13 protein-coding genes, 1 rRNA gene and 1 pseudogene are annotated in these 17453 nt (G+C 32.0%); 5 read left to right on the top strand and 10 right to left on the bottom strand.

Features of this window, described 5'->3' with window-relative positions; genetic code table 11:
- Window positions 1–7: 7 nt before the first annotated feature.
- The 9 genes from porQ to ACYU7A_RS03140 form a co-directional block, all read right to left on the bottom strand.
- Window positions 8–1039, bottom strand: a complete 1032-nt coding sequence (porQ, locus tag ACYU7A_RS03180; RefSeq protein WP_460574161.1) for a type IX secretion system protein PorQ — start codon at window positions 1037–1039, stop codon at window positions 8–10.
- Between the two features lie 121 nt (window positions 1040–1160).
- Window positions 1161–3614: an endopeptidase La gene (gene lon / locus ACYU7A_RS03175; RefSeq protein ID WP_460574160.1), complete on the bottom strand. Its 2454-nt coding sequence runs from the start codon at window positions 3612–3614 to the stop codon at window positions 1161–1163.
- 219 nt (window positions 3615–3833) lie between these two features.
- Window positions 3834–4781 (bottom strand): DUF6252 domain-containing protein, encoded by a 948-nt coding sequence (locus tag ACYU7A_RS03170; RefSeq protein ID WP_460574159.1) that lies wholly within the window; start codon window positions 4779–4781, stop codon window positions 3834–3836.
- Window positions 4782–4832: 51 nt separating this feature from the next.
- Window positions 4833–6128 carry an MFS transporter gene (locus tag ACYU7A_RS03165; RefSeq protein ID WP_460574158.1) on the bottom strand — a complete coding sequence of 432 codons (1296 nt, stop codon included), beginning with the start codon at window positions 6126–6128 and terminating at the stop codon, window positions 4833–4835.
- A 75-nt stretch (window positions 6129–6203) separates the two neighbouring features.
- A complete protein-coding gene (locus ACYU7A_RS03160) occupies window positions 6204–7022 on the bottom strand; it encodes a M48 family metallopeptidase (protein WP_460574157.1) in 819 nt (272 codons plus the stop codon).
- A gap of 33 nt (window positions 7023–7055) precedes the next feature.
- Window positions 7056–9455: a glycoside hydrolase family 31 protein gene (locus ACYU7A_RS03155; RefSeq protein ID WP_344816488.1), complete on the bottom strand. Its 2400-nt coding sequence runs from the start codon at window positions 9453–9455 to the stop codon at window positions 7056–7058.
- A 163-nt stretch (window positions 9456–9618) separates the two neighbouring features.
- Window positions 9619–11523, bottom strand: a complete 1905-nt coding sequence (gene glgB, locus ACYU7A_RS03150) for a 1,4-alpha-glucan branching protein GlgB (protein WP_460574156.1) — start codon at window positions 11521–11523, stop codon at window positions 9619–9621.
- A 66-nt stretch (window positions 11524–11589) separates the two neighbouring features.
- Entirely contained in the window at window positions 11590–13212 is a 1623-nt protein-coding gene (locus ACYU7A_RS03145) for a maltokinase N-terminal cap-like domain-containing protein (protein ID WP_344816491.1), read from the bottom strand.
- Window positions 13213–13235: 23 nt separating this feature from the next.
- The gene (locus ACYU7A_RS03140; protein WP_460574155.1) at window positions 13236–15176 is read right to left on the bottom strand and encodes an alpha-1,4-glucan--maltose-1-phosphate maltosyltransferase; all 1941 of its coding nucleotides are present in this window, start codon (window positions 15174–15176) and stop codon (window positions 13236–13238) included.
- A 77-nt stretch (window positions 15177–15253) separates the two neighbouring features.
- Between ACYU7A_RS03140 and ACYU7A_RS03135 the strand changes: the two genes are divergently transcribed.
- From ACYU7A_RS03135 to ACYU7A_RS03115, 5 genes and pseudogenes are all read left to right on the top strand, one after another.
- Window positions 15254–16117, top strand: a complete 864-nt coding sequence (locus ACYU7A_RS03135; protein WP_460574154.1) for an alpha/beta fold hydrolase — start codon at window positions 15254–15256, stop codon at window positions 16115–16117.
- Between the two features lie 2 nt (window positions 16118–16119).
- A complete protein-coding gene (locus tag ACYU7A_RS03130; RefSeq protein ID WP_460574153.1) occupies window positions 16120–16398 on the top strand; it encodes an endonuclease III domain-containing protein in 279 nt (92 codons plus the stop codon).
- Window positions 16386–16466 (top strand): annotated as a pseudogene (locus tag ACYU7A_RS03125) (endonuclease III domain-containing protein); the annotation flags it as partial. The gene ACYU7A_RS03130 and the pseudogene ACYU7A_RS03125, both read left to right, overlap by 13 nt.
- A 33-nt stretch (window positions 16467–16499) precedes the next feature.
- Window positions 16500–16763, top strand: a complete 264-nt coding sequence (locus ACYU7A_RS03120; RefSeq protein ID WP_460574152.1) for an endonuclease III domain-containing protein — start codon at window positions 16500–16502, stop codon at window positions 16761–16763.
- 10 nt (window positions 16764–16773) lie between these two features.
- Window positions 16774–17304, top strand: coding sequence for a 2'-5' RNA ligase family protein (locus tag ACYU7A_RS03115; RefSeq protein ID WP_460574151.1), 531 nt, complete (start codon window positions 16774–16776; stop codon window positions 17302–17304).
- A gap of 71 nt (window positions 17305–17375) precedes the next feature.
- On the opposite strand, the gene rrf is transcribed toward ACYU7A_RS03115, so the two are convergent.
- A 5S ribosomal RNA gene (gene rrf, locus ACYU7A_RS03110) occupies window positions 17376–17453 on the bottom strand; the annotation flags it as partial.

Below are 17453 nucleotides of genomic sequence, written 5' to 3'. Positions count from 1 at the left end.
TATCTGTTTAATAACTGTTGTCTGAAAAATCAATTATTAGTCCGAAAAGACTTGTGTTTCCTGCAAGTGTATATCTTGAATAAGAATAATTAAATTTCATTTTACCCATTTTCAATCCCAATCCAAGTGAAATTCCCGAAAAATTTCTTTGATCTACAATTCGCAATTCTTCTGCTCTTCTAAAATTATATCCAAGTCTAACGTTTATTGCTTTAGTTGGAAACAATTCGGCACCTAAAACTACATGTCGCAAAGCATTATTTAAAAAACCAACTTTCTCTTGAGTAGCTTCTCCATCAATACTACCAATAGCACGATTAGGATTAGAAAAACCTATTTTCCATTGTTGTAAATTTTCTAAAGTTAGATGCCATCTTAAAGGAACATTTTCTACTTCTTGCGAAACACCTATCAAAACTTCAAGTGGCAATTTCTCTTGAGTTCCTGCATAAGTTGTGAATTGAGTTCCCACATTTCTAACAACTAATCCCCAATTGACATCATTAGGTTCATCGATAAATAAAAATCCGAAATCGGCAGCGCCACCAAATGAATTATAACTTTCTAAAGTGGAAGAAATCAATTTGGCATTGGCTCCTAAATAAAAACTTGTAAATGGAATATTGTAAGCATAACCAAAAGAAAGTGCAATTTCACTTCCAGTAAATGAAGATGTAGCTAGACCATTTTCGTCGTAACCATCAAAATTTCCGTAGTTTACATAATTTACTCCAGCGTGAAAGGTTTGCAAATGTCGGTCGTAAGTGTATGCATAAGCAGCAGTTCCATAGGTAACTTCACCAAAATAGCTTCCGTAATTTAAAGACAAATGATTGTCCATTTCGGCATTGATTGTAGCCGGATTAAAATGCACTTGATTTACATCATTATCATAAATAGTAATGACTTTACCTCCTAATGCTGCTTGCCTTGGAGAAGTAACCAAATTTAAAAATTGATAAACTGACCTACCTCCTATTTGACTGTAACTTACAGTGCAAAAAAGTAAAAAAATGGAGATAAATAGTTTTTTAAACATACAAAAAATAGCAATTTACTTAACCTATAACGGAAATGCGAAGATATTATTTTTAAAGTTATACTAAAAATAAAAAGGCATGAGGTTTTCATCTCATGCCTTAAACTATTTTTAAATGAAATTAATCTAAAACTTTGGCATTTTTCACCTTTTGATTGGTTAATGCTATATCAATAACTTCACTCATTTCTTTCACATAATGAAAAGTTAATCCTTCTAGATAATTTGCTTTAATTTCATCAATATCACTTTTATTATCATGACAAAGAATGATTTCTTTTATATTAGCTCTTTTAGCTGCAAGAATTTTTTCTTTGATTCCGCCAACTGGTAAAACTTTTCCTCTCAAAGTAATTTCACCTGTCATAGCTAAACCTTTTTTGATTTTGCGTTGGGTTAACAATGAAACCAAAGATGTTAACATTGCAATACCTGCACTTGGTCCGTCTTTTGGTGTTGCACCTTCTGGAACGTGTAAGTGAATGTTATATTTTGTCAAAATATCTTGGTCTAATCCGAAAAGTTCTGCATTTGCTTTGATGTATTCTAAGGCAATTGTAGCAGACTCTTTCATTACCGTACCTAAATTTCCAGTTAAAGTAAGAGTTCCTTTTCCTTTAGAAATCAAGGATTCAATAAAAAGAATATCACCTCCAACAGAAGTCCAAGCCAATCCTGTTACTACTCCAGCAACATCGTTTCCTTCCGCTTTATCACGTTCTAATTTTGGTGAACCCAAAACTTTTACGATATCTTCTGAAGTAACTTTTTTGTTGTATTCTTCTTCCATTGCTACAGATTTTGCAGCATTTCTTATCACTTGTGCAATTTTTTGTTCTAAACTTCTCACACCCGATTCACGAGTATATCCTTCAACAATTTTTTCCAATTCTTTTTTACCAATTGTCAAATCTTTTGAAGTCAATCCGTGTTCTTTCAACTGCTTTGGAAATAAATGTTGGCGTGCAATTTCAACTTTTTCTTCAGTTGTATATCCTGCCATTTTTATAACTTCCATTCTGTCTTTTAATGCAGGTTGAATAGTTGACATTGTATTAGAAGTCGCAATGAACATTACTTTAGATAAATCGTATCCCATTTCAAGGAAATTATCATAAAAAGCGTTGTTTTGTTCAGGATCTAGAACTTCCAAAAGCGCTGATGATGGGTCACCTTGATTGCTTACAGACAACTTATCAATTTCATCCAAAATAAATACTGGATTTGAAGTAGTAGCTTTTTTTATACTTTGTATAATTCTTCCTGGCATTGCGCCTATGTAGGTCTTTCTGTGTCCACGAATTTCAGCTTCGTCTCTTAAACCACCTAATGAAATTCTAACATACTCTCTTCCTAATGCTTCAGCAACAGATTTTCCAATAGATGTTTTTCCAACACCTGGAGGTCCTGTCAAACAAATAATTGGTGATTTCATATCATTTCGCAATTTCAAAACTGCCAAATGTTCAATCATTCTTTTCTTAACATCTTCTAATCCAAAGTGATCTCTATCTAAAACTTTTTGAGCATGTTTTAAATCAAAATTATCTTTTGAAAATTTATTCCAAGGTAAATCTAAAAATAAATCTAGATAGTTTCTTTGAATACCAAAATCAGGTGCTTGCGGATTCATGCGTTGCAACTTAGAAAACTCTTTTTCGAAATGCTTACTTGTTTTTTCATCCCAACTTTTGGTTTTAGCACGTTGACGCATCTCTTCAAATTCTTGCTCATTAGAAACGCCACCCAATTCTTCTTGAATGGTTTTCATTTGTTGGTGCAAGAAATATTCACGTTGCTGTTGGTCTAAATCGAAACGAACTTTAGATTGAATATCATTTTTTAGTTCAAGTTTTTGCAACTCTACATTCATGTAACGCAAAGTTTCAAGAGCTCTTTCCTTTAAAACATTCATCATTAATAAATTCTGTTTTTCCTCAACCGAAAGATTCATGTTGGAAGAAACAAAATTGATTAAGAAGGATTGACTCTCTATATTTTTGATAGCAAATGTCGCTTCAGTAGGAATATTTGGACTCTCTTTAATTATTTCTATTGCTGATTCTTTAATCGAATCAATAATTGTAGTAAACTCAGTATCGTGTTTTCCTGGTCGTTTTTCTGGTACTTCTTTGATGTTGGCCGTAATAAAAGGAAGTTCAGAAACAATAGAATCAATTTCAAAACGTTTTTTTCCTTGAAGGATAACCGTTATATTACCATCAGGCATTTTTAAAACTCTAAGAATTCTGGCAACTGTTCCTATATGGTGAATATCATCTTTAGAAGGATCTTCATCTTCTTCATTTTTTTGAGCTACGACACCAATTATTTTATTACCAGCATTGGCTTCATTAATAAGTTTAATAGATTTATCTCTTCCAGCTGTAATTGGAATTACAACTCCTGGAAATAAAACCGTGTTTCTTAATGGCAGAATTGGTAATGAAGAAGGTAATTCTTCATTAGTCATTTCTTCTTCATCTTCTGGTGTTAAAAGAGGAATCAATTCGGCTTCAGAATCGAATTCTTGAAGTGACAAATTGTCAAAGGCGATTATTTTATGATTTGACATAGTATATATTGAGTCAATATGACATTTAATTATTTACAATTTGGTAACAAATATAGACTATGCAATACACATACTAAATTAAAATCGATGTATTGCATTGAAATGGTGCTGAAAAATATAATTTGAACATTTAAACAGCAACTTTCTATATAAAACAATGATTGTGCCACAAAAAAAATCCGCCATTTCGACGGATTTTAAATATATAAATTGAATTATTTATGGCAATTCGACATCGAATGAGCCTTGTGTAATTGTTTTTGTTTGAGATGTTGTAAAATTACTCACTGTTAAACTAAACGTACCTTTGATTCTTGTGGCAGTTTTTTCTGTTATTGTTAATGCTCCAGTGTCGGAAGTATACAAAAGATTGTTAAACTTACATGTTGACGCTAAATCTAGATTAAAAGGACCATTAAAATTGTAATTTCCTACACCAAGCGTTTTAGAAAATCTTAATCCAACATTATCACCATTTGCTTTTGAACCAACTATACTGTATGAATCAGGGTAACCAGAAGCTATAACTTCTGAAACATCAATTTGATCTTCTATAAATTCAGTACCATCTACTTTTGCAGAAAAGAAATCTGTTGGCGTATTGGTGCCAATAGTGTAAGGAATATTTGTAAATACCCCATTAGTAAAACTAATTGGTGGAATATTTGAAACTGATAAATCAGACCAATAACCTGTAAAACTGAATGTTCCAGATATTTTTTTGTTTACAGTATCTATATTCGTAATGGTAACCGTTCCTGCTGAAACTGATGGATTTGTTGGATTGACAGCCCAATATACATCGCCATTGGAGTTATTATTTGCATCATAAGCAATCAAGTTGGATGTTGAATCATAAGTCCCAACGGTAGTTCCATTTAAAGCAAATCCAAATGTTTGTCCGTTAGATGTCTTAAGTCCAGCAATTTGAATGGAGTTTGTATACATTAATGCTTCAGTACTATTAGCTACCCATGTTTGACCTCCAAAATCAACTTTAAAAACACCATTTGTTGGATTTCCTCCATTTCCTCCTCCTCCATTATTTCCGTTGTTGTTATTAACTTGCTGTAACAATGTTGGGTCTATAGGTTCATTATCACACGAGAAAAAAGAAAACGCTATGAACAGAAATGTAAAAATTGAAAATATTTTATTCTTTTTCATCTTTATAAATTATTTGTTCAAATATAATTATTTTTTTTTTAAATTTTGAAATTACTTTCTTGGAACTCTGGTCAATAAAATTAATCCTATTACAAAAAATACACCTAAAAATACGATTGCATTTCTCATAGAACCAGTAATTAAATCTATTGTTCCATAAATTGTCATTCCTATTACAATTCCAACTTTTTCTGTTACATCATAAAAACTAAAGAATGATGCAGTGTCTTCTGTTTCTGGTAAAAGTTTAGAGTAAGTTGATCGTGCAATAGATTGTATTCCTCCCATAACTAAGCCAACAAAACCTGCTGTGGCATAAAATTGAATTGGTGTTTCAACAAAATAAGCAAAAGAACAAAGAACAGCCCAAATACCATTTAAAACCATTAAAGTATTTATGTTTCCGAATTTTTCAGAAATTCTCGAAGTTATAAAAGCTCCAACTACTGCTACTAATTGAATCAAAAGTATACTAATAATCAAACCCATGGTTTTGTCATCTGAACCCCAATTGACTTCGGTTGCTCCAAAATAAGTTGCGACCAACATAACCGTTTGAACAGCCATGATAAAAACAAAATAACTATATAAATATCTTTTAAGTGCTAGGTTTTGTTTTAACTGTTTCCAAACTAAATTTAGTTCGTGGAAACCTTTAAAGATAAAATCTTTTGTTAGCGGAACATTGTTTCTATTTCCTTTTGGCAAATAATAATAGGTTATATGACTAAATCCAATCCACCAAACACCAACCATTACAAAAGAAATTTTCATTGCTTCTTTTGGAGTTTCAATCCAAAAAGCTTTCGGAAACATTACCATTGCTAGATTTAAAATTAAAAGAATCGTACTTCCAATATATCCCATGGAAAATCCTCTGGCACTAACTCTATCTTGTTGCTCAGGGAAAGCAATATCTGGTAAATAGGAATTATAAAAAACTAAACTTGACCAAAAGCCAATAAGCCCAAAGAAATAGGCTGTGTAACTTAAAAAAAGGTTGTCTAAATCAAACCAATACAAGCAAATACAAGATATACCACCGAGGTAACAAAAGAATCTCATAAAAGCTTTTTTATTTCCAAGATAATCAGAAATTCCTGAGAGTATAGGTGAACAAATTGCTACAATCAAAAAAGCAAAAGCTGTAACAAAACTAATCATTGCTGTAGCTTTAATATCTTGACCGAATAAGTTTACACTTTCTTTTTTAGCATCACTAAAAATCATTTCGTAAAAAATTGGAAAAACTGCTGATGCAATTACTAAACTATAAACGGAATTTGCCCAATCATAAAAAGCCCAAGCATTTAATAATTTAGGATGTCCTTTAGGAAGATTTGCCATAATGTAATTTTAAATAAAAAAAGCTGCCAAAAAAATTGACAGCTTCAAATATACTCTTTTTTTATTACTCGAATATTATTTAAATGTTACTCCGAATTTAGCAGCTTCAGCTTTAGCTTGTGGTAACAATGATGTTAAATGATCAATTCTTGTTTGATTACTTGGATGTGTACTTAAGAATTCTGGTGGTGCTTGACCATTTGATTGGGCTGACATACGTTCCCAAACAGAAACTGCATTTTGTGGGTCATAACCAGCAATTGCCATTAAAGTCAATCCGATCATATCAGCTTCGCTTTCGTGTTTTCTACTAAAAGGTAACATCCCTAATACTTGTGAACCAACTCCATAAGCTTGCATAACCTGTTGTTGTGTTTGAGGATCTTGGTTTCCTACTGCTACAGCAGCACCAACTTGTCCAAGTTGTTGAAGCATACCTGCACTCATCCTTTGTTGTCCATGATTTGCAAGAGCGTGAGCAACTTCATGTCCCATAACTGCTGCAATTCCTGCATCATCTTTACAGATTGGTAATATTCCTGTATAAAAAACAATTTTTCCTCCTGGCATACACCAAGCATTTACATCTTTACTTTCAACTAAATTGTACTCCCAATTGTAACCATTTAAATAATCTGAATGATTATTGGCAGCTAACCATCGTTCTGCGGCAACCTTTATTTTTGTGCCAACTGTTTCAATTTTTTTAGCTTCTGCAGTATTTTTAACTACTTTATTTTCAGTCAAAAACTGATTGTATTGCTGAAAAGCCATTGGAAATATTTGACTATTTGGCACCAAAGCCATTGTACTTTTACCTGTAAAAGGATTCTTAGCACAAGAAATTATTAAGGCTACTGCCAAAAAACCGATTGTGTATTTTTTATAACTCATAATTATTTTTAATTAAACTCAAATTTACAAAATTTAAACACCAATGAAGTGTAATTCTGTAAAATCTTTATCAACAATTAAGCCATTTTCAAGAATTAACGACTCTTTATCGAATATGATTTTCTCATTATCAATTTCAATTCCTTTAATTTTGAATGGTAATCCTTTCAAATTAATCTTAATAGTTTGATATTGGGTTTCAAAAGTTCCTTCTTTATGTTGCGTAATGAAAAGCTCATTTTCTTTACCATTAAGAGTAAACGTTTTATAACTAAATCTACCTTTATTATAGTCATATCCATCTTGTGCATCTTCATATACATAAGATTTTTCTTTTCCTAGTTTGAAATAAGCTTCAAGAGACAATTCTGGAGATTCAATTTGACCAACATATTGCTGAACTGGATATTTAGGAATAATAGCACCTTCTTTAATAAATATCGGAATCTGATCAAAATCAGTAGCAACCCAAAGTTCTTTTTTACCTTTTACTAACTCATTTGTCCAGTAGTTGTACCAATTTCCATCTGGTAAATACATTCTTCTTCCTAATGCATTTGGTTCTAAAATTGGGCAAACTAATATTTGATTTCCAAAGATAAATTCGTCAGTTCGGTAATGTGTTTGAGCATCGTCTTGGTCAAAGTATACTAATGGTTTCAACATTGGAACTCCATCGTTTACATATTGCCAGAACATTGTATATAAATATGGTAATAATTGGTAACGCAATTCAACGAATTTTCTGGTGATATCAATTACTTCATCGCCAAAACTCCATGGTTCTTGTTCTCCATGATGTCCAGAAGAATGCGTTCTACAAAATGGATGAAATACTCCCAATTGAATCCAACGTGCATATAACTCAGCTGATGGTTGTTCGGCAAATCCACCAATATCTGAACCTGTGAAACCCATTCCTGAGATTGACATACGTTGCATTTGAACGTTTGCAATCCATAAATGTTCCCAAGTTGCTACGTTATCGCCTGTCCAAGATGAAGTATAACGTTGTGCTCCTGAATATGCTGAACGAGTAATTACAAAAGGACGTTTTGGATATGCAAATCGTTTTACACCTTCATAAGTGGCACGCGCCATTTGAGTTCCGTAAACATTATGCGCTTTTCTGTGACTGCAATTATTTCCATCATAATTATGACGTACATCTAATGGGAATGTTTTTGTTGGAACTTCCATAACTGCTGGTTCGTTCATATCATTCCAAACTCCTTTCACACCTATTTCAGCAATTAATTCTTTGAATAATCCTGCCCACCATTCTCTAACTTCTGGATTAGTATAATCTGGAAAATTACATTCTCCAGGCCAAACTTTTCCTTTCATATAAGGACCATCTGCTCTTTTGCAGAAATAATCTTTTTCCAAAGCTTCTTGATAAACCGAATAATCTTTATCGATTTTAATTCCTGGGTCAATAATTACAACAGTTTTGAATCCGTCTTTTGCTAAATCAGCAACCATTTGTTTTGGATCTGGAAAATAGTCTTTATTCCAAGTGAAACAACGGAAACCATCCATATAATCGATATCCAAATAAATAGCATCACATGGTATTTGAAGTTCTCTAAATCTTCCTGTAATTTCCTTTACTTTAGCTTCTGGAAAATAACTCCATTTACATTGTTGGTAACCTAAAGTCCAAAGTGGTGGCAATTCTGGTTTTCCAGTTAAATGAGTATAAGTTGTAACTACATCACTCATTTTTGGACCATAAATAAAATAGTAATTCATTTCGCCACCATCAGCCCAAAAACTGGTTACTCCTTTTCTTTCATGGCTAAAATCAAAAAACGAACGGAAGGTATTATCAAAGAAAATTCCATAAGCTTTGTTATGATGAAGTCCTATGTAAAAAGGAACTACTTTGTATAAAGGTTCTTGATCTTTTGCAAAAGCGTATTGATCGGTTGCCCAATTTTCGACACGCTTTCCTTTTAAATTGAAATTGGTTGGTTTATCACCTAATCCATAAAAACTTTCACCATCGTGTGATGTTTTACTCATTTTTACAATGTTTCCACCATATTCATAACATTCTTCCCAATGAAAACCAATTTCATCTTCTAGAATTGTAGTTCCATCTAATTCATAAATTCCAACTCTACAATCGTGTTTTTGAACAACAACATAAACTTTAGAAGTTTTAATTCTGTAATGGTCACTCTCTTCAGTTACTTCAAGAACATTATAACCATGCGATTGAGTTTTATCAATAGCATAAGAAAAATCATTGCTGAAATACCCTTTAGCAGTAAAACGAAAACGAATCATGCTGTCGCGTAAAACAGTAACTCGAAGAATCACATTATTATCAGTATGAAAATCTATAGAATCTACTTCATGTTTGTAAGATATAATTTGTGACGGAAATAAATCGCCTTTGTACTCAAGCTCGGTATTAATAATCATAGGATTAATTTTAAGACAAGTTGCGAAAATACGAATGTAGTATCGAATTTTCAAAAGTAATTAAAGTAGTTTTTAACGATAACGTTTGCGGTTACTGATAAATCTAAAATAGATGCAAAAAAGACGCAAGGAATTTTAATTTTCTTTGCGTCCTTATGTTAAATTAGGAAATTTTAAAAACAGAAATTCCTAATGGAGGGAGAATAATTTCAGCTGAAAATTCTCTACCATTCCAAGGTGTTGCTTCTATTTTTATTGGTTTTGAGTTACTAATACCGCTTCCATTATATTCTTCATTGTCAGAATTGAAAATCTCAGTTAATTTCCCTTTTCTAGGAAGACCAATGCGATAATTATCATGAACAACAGGTGTCATGTTACAAACCACAATTAAGTTTTCTTTTTCTTTATTTCCTTTACGAATATAAGCTAAAACTGAATTTTCATTATCTGAATAATTGATCCATTCAAAACCTTCAGCTGAAAATTGTTTTTCATACAATGCAGGATAACTTTTATACAATGCATTCAAGTCGGTAATACATTTTTTGATGCCATCGTGGAAACCATATTGCAATAAATGCCAGTCTAAACTTCCTTCAAAATTCCATTCTGATGTTTGCCCAAATTCACTTCCCATAAACAATAATTTTGCTCCTGGATGCGTGAACATATATCCGTAAAGTAATCGAAGATTTGCAAATCGTTGCCATTCATCGCCTGGCATTCTACCTTGAATGGAATGTTTGCCATAAACGACTTCATCGTGAGAAAGTGGCAACATGAAGTTCTCTGTGAACGCATAAGTCATAGAAAAAGTTATGTCGTTTTGATGGTATTTTCTATACACACTTTCTTTGGCAAAATATTGCAAAGTATCGTGCATCCAACCCATCATCCATTTCATTCCAAAACCTAAACCACCAAGGAAGGTTGGTCGCGAAACCATTGGAAAACTAGTACTTTCTTCTGCAATAGTTTGAACATCTGGAAAGTTAGCATAAACAGCTTCATTAAAATCAATTAAAAAACTGATGGTATCTAAGTTTTCTCTTCCTCCAAAAATGTTGGGTTCCCACTCGCCTTCTTTTCTAGAATAATCTAAATACAACATTGACGCAACAGCATCTACTCGAAGACCATCAACATGATATTGTTTTAGCCAAAAAATAGCATTACTTATCAAGAAGGAACGCACTTCGTTACGTCCATAATTGAAAACTAAACTTTTCCAATCTGGATGATAGCCTTTTCTTCTGTCTGGATGTTCGTATAAGTTGGAACCATCAAAAAATCCTAATCCATGAGCATCATCTGGAAAATGTGATGGCACCCAATCCAAGATTACTCCAATTCCTGCTTGGTGCAATTTATCTACCAAAAGCATAAAATCTTGTGGTTTCCCAAAACGTGAGGTTGGTGCAAAATAACCTACCAATTGATAACCCCAAGATGGATCGTAAGGATATTCCATAATTGGCATAAACTCGACGTGAGTAAAACCTGTTTCTTTTACATATGAAACCAATTGGTCTGCTAATTCAATATAAGTCAAAAACTTACCATCAGCATTCCTTTTCCACGAACCTAAATGCACTTCGTAAACCGAAAATGGTTTGTCCAATCCGTTTTTCTCTTTTCGGATTTCCATCCATTTAGAATCTTTCCATTTATAATCTAAATCCCAAATTACGGAAGCTGTATGTGGTGGATGTTCACAGTATAAAGCAAATGGGTCGGCTTTTTCAGTGATTAAGCCGCCATTGTTAGACTGAATTTTATATTTATAAGTTGTTCCTTTATCTATTCCTGGAATGAAACCTTCCCAAATTCCGGATTCGTCCCAACGAACGTTTAGTTGATGCTCGCCTTGAACCCAAAAATTGAAATCACCCACAACAGAAACCGAGCGAGCTGATGGTGCCCAAACGGCAAAATAAACACCTTTTACTCCATCTACTTCAATAAGATGTGCGCCTAATTTTTCGTATAGTTGAAAATGTTTTCCTGCTTTGAATAAATCGATGTCGAAATCAGTAAATAAGGAATGTGGTTGTACTTGGTTCATTTTTATTGTTTGTATTTTTTATTGAATCCTAAAAGAATTTTAAAAATTTTTAAAGTTTATAAACTATTAATATCCCATAATCGTTTGAATGCCTCGCAATGGAATTACTGCCCATCGTGGTCGAGAATTTAACTCATAACCCAACTCATAAACTGCTTTTTCTAGGATGCAATATTTTAGTAAAAAGTTGATTTCGTGACTGTAACCGATGTTTAAGTTTCCTGATTGGGCTTTTTCGATATAGGTTTCTAAGAAAGCTCCGACTAGGTATTTGAATAATAATTCGCCAGCTTTGAACAATTCTTCTTGTTCAAATGGGTATTTATCGGCATTGTTGAAAATGGTTGCGTAAATAGCGTAATGAAAAGAACGGAACATTCCGGCAACGTCTTTTAATGGAGGTTGTTTTACTTTTCTATCACGGATTGTGCTTTCTGGTTCGCCTTCAAAATCAAGTAGATAGAAATCATCACCATTTACTAAAACTTGACCAAGATGAAAATCTCCGTGAATTCTGATGCGTTCCGATTTCATTTTAGTCCAATCGAAATCTACGAAATGTTTACGAATTAGCTTTTTATTTTCAAGGAATTGATGTGCTAAATCGAGTGCCATTCCGTCGAGTTTATGCAAACTATTTTCGATGATATTTAATCGGTTTTGGAATTGGTATAGCAAACGATTTTTTAACCAAACGGTATAATCGCCGTTGTAAGTGGTTGGAGTAAAAGCAGTTTCGTGAATGTCGCTACCAAGTGCAATGTGCATTTCAGCAGTTCGCAAGGCTAAAGTTTGAACTCTTAAAAATAAACTCAAACCAACCCAATCAATAATTTCTGGTGGAATTTCGTTGATTTTCAATCGCTTGAACAATTCTACATTTGGAAGTTTGTCAATTTTAATTTTCTTTCTGGAAAGATTATCAAAAACACCATCCATTTGTTCTAACATAAATTTCCAAGCATCGCCTTGATTTGGAACTAATTCTTGCATCAAACCTAAAGTGATATTTCCTTCTGGCAAAGCCAAATTTATACTTCCTGTATAAGCTGGAGTATTTTCATAGTGCATTCTTTCAGTTAAAAAACGACTAATTTCATAATCAGGATTGGTGCTAACATAAATTCTTCTGAAGATTTTCAATACAAATGCATCGTTATAAATAATCGAAGTATTACTTTGTTCAACACCCATGAATTTGGAAGACTTATATTCCTTATCAACCAAATTAGAGCCTTTATGAAAAATCAATTTTAATCCTTTACTTTCGGTAGATTGTGCAATATTATCAAACAACAACTTTCTGAAATCATCTTGATGCAAGGCATCAACCAAATAACCATCAATATTTCCAAACTTTGCAGGAGCAATAATGGTATTAGTATCTAGCTCATCAGTAGTCATAAAAGCTACTGGCATAAAATAATGTTGGAAAAATGCTTCTTTAAAATTCACTTCAAGCAAAACACCGTAATAAGTATTCTTTTTAGAAGTAATTTTGAAATGATCTACGACTTCAATGTACTTTAGAGTACTCGCTTTTCCTCCATACCACCTTTTGTTGATGATATAGTTTTCTAAAATATCAGACGAAAATATTTTAATGAATTCATCGTCTTTGAAAGCATCTTTCCATTCGTTTTTAAATTTGAATGTGGTTGTAAAAGTATCTTGATTGTCGTTTTTCATGACAGTAAATTTATCATTAATAATTACTTCTGAATTTTAAATAAGTGAAAAGGTAAAACTGGATGCAACTCAACAAAATTCCATTCTTTATCCCAATTATAGCTATTTCCTGTAATCAAATCTATAACTGTAATAGATTGTCCTTCATGAATTCCTAATGATTTTAATGGCAATTTAATCCAAGCTTGTTTAGCATAATAAGCATCTAAACTTACAATCATTAAGGTTTCATTTTCTTTATTATCGTCAAATTTGTAATAGGCAATAACTTGTTCGTTATCAGTATCACAGAATTCAATATTATTAGTTTGTTGTAATGATGTCTGCTCTTTTCTAATTTGATTAATTTTAGAAATTAGCATAGTGATTTTATTTTCTTTTTGCCAATCCCAAAGACGAATTTGGTATTTTTCACTATCCATATATTCCTCTTTTCCGGGAATAGCATCTGAAATCATATATTCAAATACAGGTCCGTAAATTCCAACAGATGAAGATAATGTGGCCGCTAAAAAATATTTTTGCAAGTGTGTACTTTCATTTGCACCTTGCAATGGAAACGGATTTATATCTGGAGTATTTGGCCAAAAATTTGGACGGAAGAATTCCTTTTGATTGGTTTGAGTAAGTTCGGTTAAATACTCTTGCAATTCTGCTTTAGTATTTCGCCAAGTGTAATAAGAATAAGATTGAGTGAAACCTTGTTTAGCTAACTCGTGCATAATTTTAGGACGTGTGAAAGCTTCTGCTAAAAACAATACGTCTGGATATTTCTTCTTAACTTCTGCAATAAGGCAACCCCAAAAATAAAATGGTTTAGTGTGTGGATTATCAACTCTGAAAACTCTAATTCCACATTCTTCAACCCAAAATAAAGCACAATCTAATAACTCTTTCCAAAGGTTTTTCCAATCATCACTTTCAAAATAAATTGGTAGAATATCTTGGTATTTTTTTGGTGGATTTTCGGCATATTGTACGGTTCCATCAGGACGCCATTTAAACCATTGCGGAAATTCTTTCACATAAGGATGATCTGGTGCAGCTTGAAGCGCAAAGTCCATTGCGATTTCAATATCTAATGATTTTGCTTTTTTAACTAATGATTTGAAATCATCTATAGTTCCTAATTCAGGGTGAATTGATTTATGACCACCATATTGCGAACCAATTCCCCAAGGCGAACCTACATCACCGGGTTGAGCATCGGTAGCATTATTTTTTCCTTTGCGATTCACTTCACCAATTGGATGCACAGGCGGAAAGTACAAAGTATCAAATCCCATTTTAGCCACTTTTGGTAAAATCTGCTCACAATCTTTAAAAGTTCCGTGTTTACCTTCTTGTTTTGAAGCAGAACGTGGAAAAAATTCATACCAAGTACTGAATAATGCCTTTTGTCTATCAACATAAACTCTTAATTCTTGAGTTTGATTTGCTAAAAATTTAGTTGGATTTTCTTTAAAGATTATTTTTAATTTATCAGAAACTGCTTCAATTATAGCTTTGTCATAATTAGCTTCATTTGAGAATAAATCAACAACTTCATTTAAATATTTTTTATCTGAAGCTGAAACTTTTGACAATATTGGTTTGATATACTCTACTCCTTCTAATAATTCTGATTTTACGTGTTGATTGTCATTGATTTTTTTACCAATTCCGTATTGCCAATTTAGTGCATAATCAATCCAAGCTTCAACATGATAAGAATAATAACCTTGTTTTTCAACTGAAAAAGCAGCTTCAAAAGCATCATTTGGCAAAGCATTCATTCTAACTTCTGACCATTTTTTGTCCTTTTCATATTTATATTGAACAACCGCTTCCATTACATCATGTCCATCTGAAATAATATCGGCAGTTACAGTAACTTTTTGTCCAACAATTCTTTTTATAAAAAATGCCCCATTGTCTAATTGAGGCAATACATTTTCAATTATTACGCGTTTTTGATTTAACATTTTTCAGATTAATTTATTGATGTCTAAATTTAAGAAAAAAAGATAAAATAAAGTAACTTGCATTAAAATTTATTGAAATGTCAAAAAATAAAGAAATACAAGCCCAAACTTTGAAAATTCCGAAGGTAATATTGATAACCGCTAAATTATTTGTGGCAATTTCACCAAAATTAGCTACAAAGTTTACTGCAAAATTATTTACCACACCAATAAAACATAAAATTCCGAAACGCGAATTTCATATGGATAAAGAAAGTGTTCAAGAAATAGTTTTTGTTCCTTCGATAAATAAAGAAATTGTGGTTTATCATTATGGAAAAAGTGAAAAGAAAATTTTATTAGTTCACGGTTGGTCTGGCAGAGGAACTCAATTAGTTAAGATTGCAGATGAGTTATTGAATTTGGGGTATTCGACAATAAGTTTTGATGCTCCAGCACATGGAAAATCCAAAGGAAATTCATCGATAATGGTCGAATTCATTGCCGCTATTTTAGAATTGGAAAAACAATTTGGACCATTTGAATTTGCGATTGGCCATTCACTTGGAGGAATGTCCATTTTAAATGCCATTAGAGAAAAACTGAAAGTAAGAAAAGTAGTTATTATTGGAAGCGGAGATGTTATTCAAGACATAATTGATGATTTTATCAAGAAATTAAAATTGAAATCTGAAATTGGAATTAAATTAAGAGAGCATTTTGAAAAAAAGTATGGAGTTGAAATGAACTATTATTCAGCTTCAAATGCTGCAAAAGAAGTTTTAATTCCTGTTTTAATAATTCATGATGAGAATGATGTTGACGTAAATGTTAAAGCAGCTTATAACATTAAAGAAAACTTGAATATTTCAGAATTGATGATTACCAAAAACTTAGGTCATCGAAAAATTTTGGGAAACACAGAAGTAATAAAACGAATTGTTGAATTTATAAAAAAATAATTATGGAATTATTTGAAAACACAAATAATTGGGCTGAAAAATTACAACCACTAATGGTTAAATACAAAGGCAAAAAGCATCCTTTAGATTATGAAAATTTATATCAATTAATGGTAGCCGTTATTTTATCTGCTCAAGATTCAGATGCAAATATTAATAAAATTGCTCCTGCTTTTTTTGAGGAATTTCCAAATTTGGAAGTATTATCAACTGCAACAATTGAAGATTTATTTCCTTATGTAAGCAAAGTTAGAAACTTCAATACCAAATCAATTGGTTAATTGAAATTGCTCAAACATTAAAGAGCGATAAAAAAATCCCAACTAATCTTAACGATTTAACTGCCTTAAAAGGAATTGGAAGAAAATCCGCAAATGTGATTATGCGAGAAATGAAAGTTACAGCTGAAGGCATAATTGCAGATTTACATGTTATAAGAGTTTCACCAAGAATTGGTCTTTGTGAGGAAGCTAAAGATGGTAACAAAGTTGAAAAACAGTTAATGCAATTACTACCAAAGGAAATTTGGGGAGAAATAGGAATGGCGATTTCATTTTTAGGAAGAGAAACTTGTCGTCCGACTAATCCTAAATGTTCAGAATGTCCTATTCAAAATAATTGTCAATATTCTTTAAAAACAATTTAAAGAAATAAATATGAAAGCAATTCCACTATATTCTTTAGTAATTTTCCCAACTACAGAACAGCAAAATTTAATAAAAACATATAAAAAATCCTTAAAAGATAATATTGGTTGGTTTGGTAGTGCAAATTCTGATGCGAATATTACAATAATAAATCTTGAAAACGAATTGACATTAGGGCTTTACATAAACCAAATAAAAGATTTTTGTAAGACTATCACTCCTCAAAAAGTTAGATTTGATTATTTAGATTCTTTTAGTCACCATACCTTTTTTATTTCACCAGATGAAAAATCGCAACTATATCTTAACAATATTATTATTGATATGCATAAATCCATAGGTTTTGATATTAAAAATACTCATGCTCACATGACTATAGCTAGAGGATTAGATGCTGAAAGAATGAAAAAAGCTCAAGAACAATTTAATACTACAGAAATTAATTTTGAATTCATCTGTGATTCTTTACACATTAGAAAATTCAATCAGAAAACAAAACAATATTCAGATATTATAGAAACAATCAATTTTGATAAATAATAGAGTGTATTTTTCCTAAAATTTTTTATAAAACAAAAAACCCTATCCTTTATGAATAGGGTTTTTAAAAAAGAAGGCGGCGACATACTCTCCCACAGTTATGCAGTACCATCTGCGCAATCGGGCTTAACTTCTCTGTTCGGAATGGG

Source organism: Flavobacterium koreense (genome assembly GCF_054776075.1).
This window is presented reverse-complemented; position numbering and strand designations above follow the sequence as displayed.

Bases quoted from the DNA above. Each gene is read 5' to 3' on its own strand.
- ACYU7A_RS03135 (WP_460574154.1), top strand. From the start codon at position 15,254: ATGTCAAAAAATAAAGAAATACAAGCCCAAACTTTGAAAATTCCGAAG.
- ACYU7A_RS03140 (WP_460574155.1), bottom strand. From the start codon at position 15,176: ATGTTAAATCAAAAACGCGTAATAATTGAAAATGTATTGCCTCAATTA.
- ACYU7A_RS03120 (WP_460574152.1), top strand. From the start codon at position 16,500: ATGCGAGAAATGAAAGTTACAGCTGAAGGCATAATTGCAGATTTACAT.
- ACYU7A_RS03155 (WP_344816488.1), bottom strand. From the start codon at position 9,455: ATGATTATTAATACCGAGCTTGAGTACAAAGGCGATTTATTTCCGTCA.
- ACYU7A_RS03165 (WP_460574158.1), bottom strand. From the start codon at position 6,128: ATGGCAAATCTTCCTAAAGGACATCCTAAATTATTAAATGCTTGGGCT.
- ACYU7A_RS03170 (WP_460574159.1), bottom strand. From the start codon at position 4,781: ATGAAAAAGAATAAAATATTTTCAATTTTTACATTTCTGTTCATAGCG.
- glgB (WP_460574156.1), bottom strand. From the start codon at position 11,523: ATGAACCAAGTACAACCACATTCCTTATTTACTGATTTCGACATCGAT.
- ACYU7A_RS03145 (WP_344816491.1), bottom strand. From the start codon at position 13,212: ATGAAAAACGACAATCAAGATACTTTTACAACCACATTCAAATTTAAA.
- lon (WP_460574160.1), bottom strand. From the start codon at position 3,614: ATGTCAAATCATAAAATAATCGCCTTTGACAATTTGTCACTTCAAGAA.
- ACYU7A_RS03130 (WP_460574153.1), top strand. From the start codon at position 16,120: ATGGAATTATTTGAAAACACAAATAATTGGGCTGAAAAATTACAACCA.
- ACYU7A_RS03160 (WP_460574157.1), bottom strand. From the start codon at position 7,022: ATGAGTTATAAAAAATACACAATCGGTTTTTTGGCAGTAGCCTTAATA.
- porQ (WP_460574161.1), bottom strand. From the start codon at position 1,039: ATGTTTAAAAAACTATTTATCTCCATTTTTTTACTTTTTTGCACTGTA.
- ACYU7A_RS03115 (WP_460574151.1), top strand. From the start codon at position 16,774: ATGAAAGCAATTCCACTATATTCTTTAGTAATTTTCCCAACTACAGAA.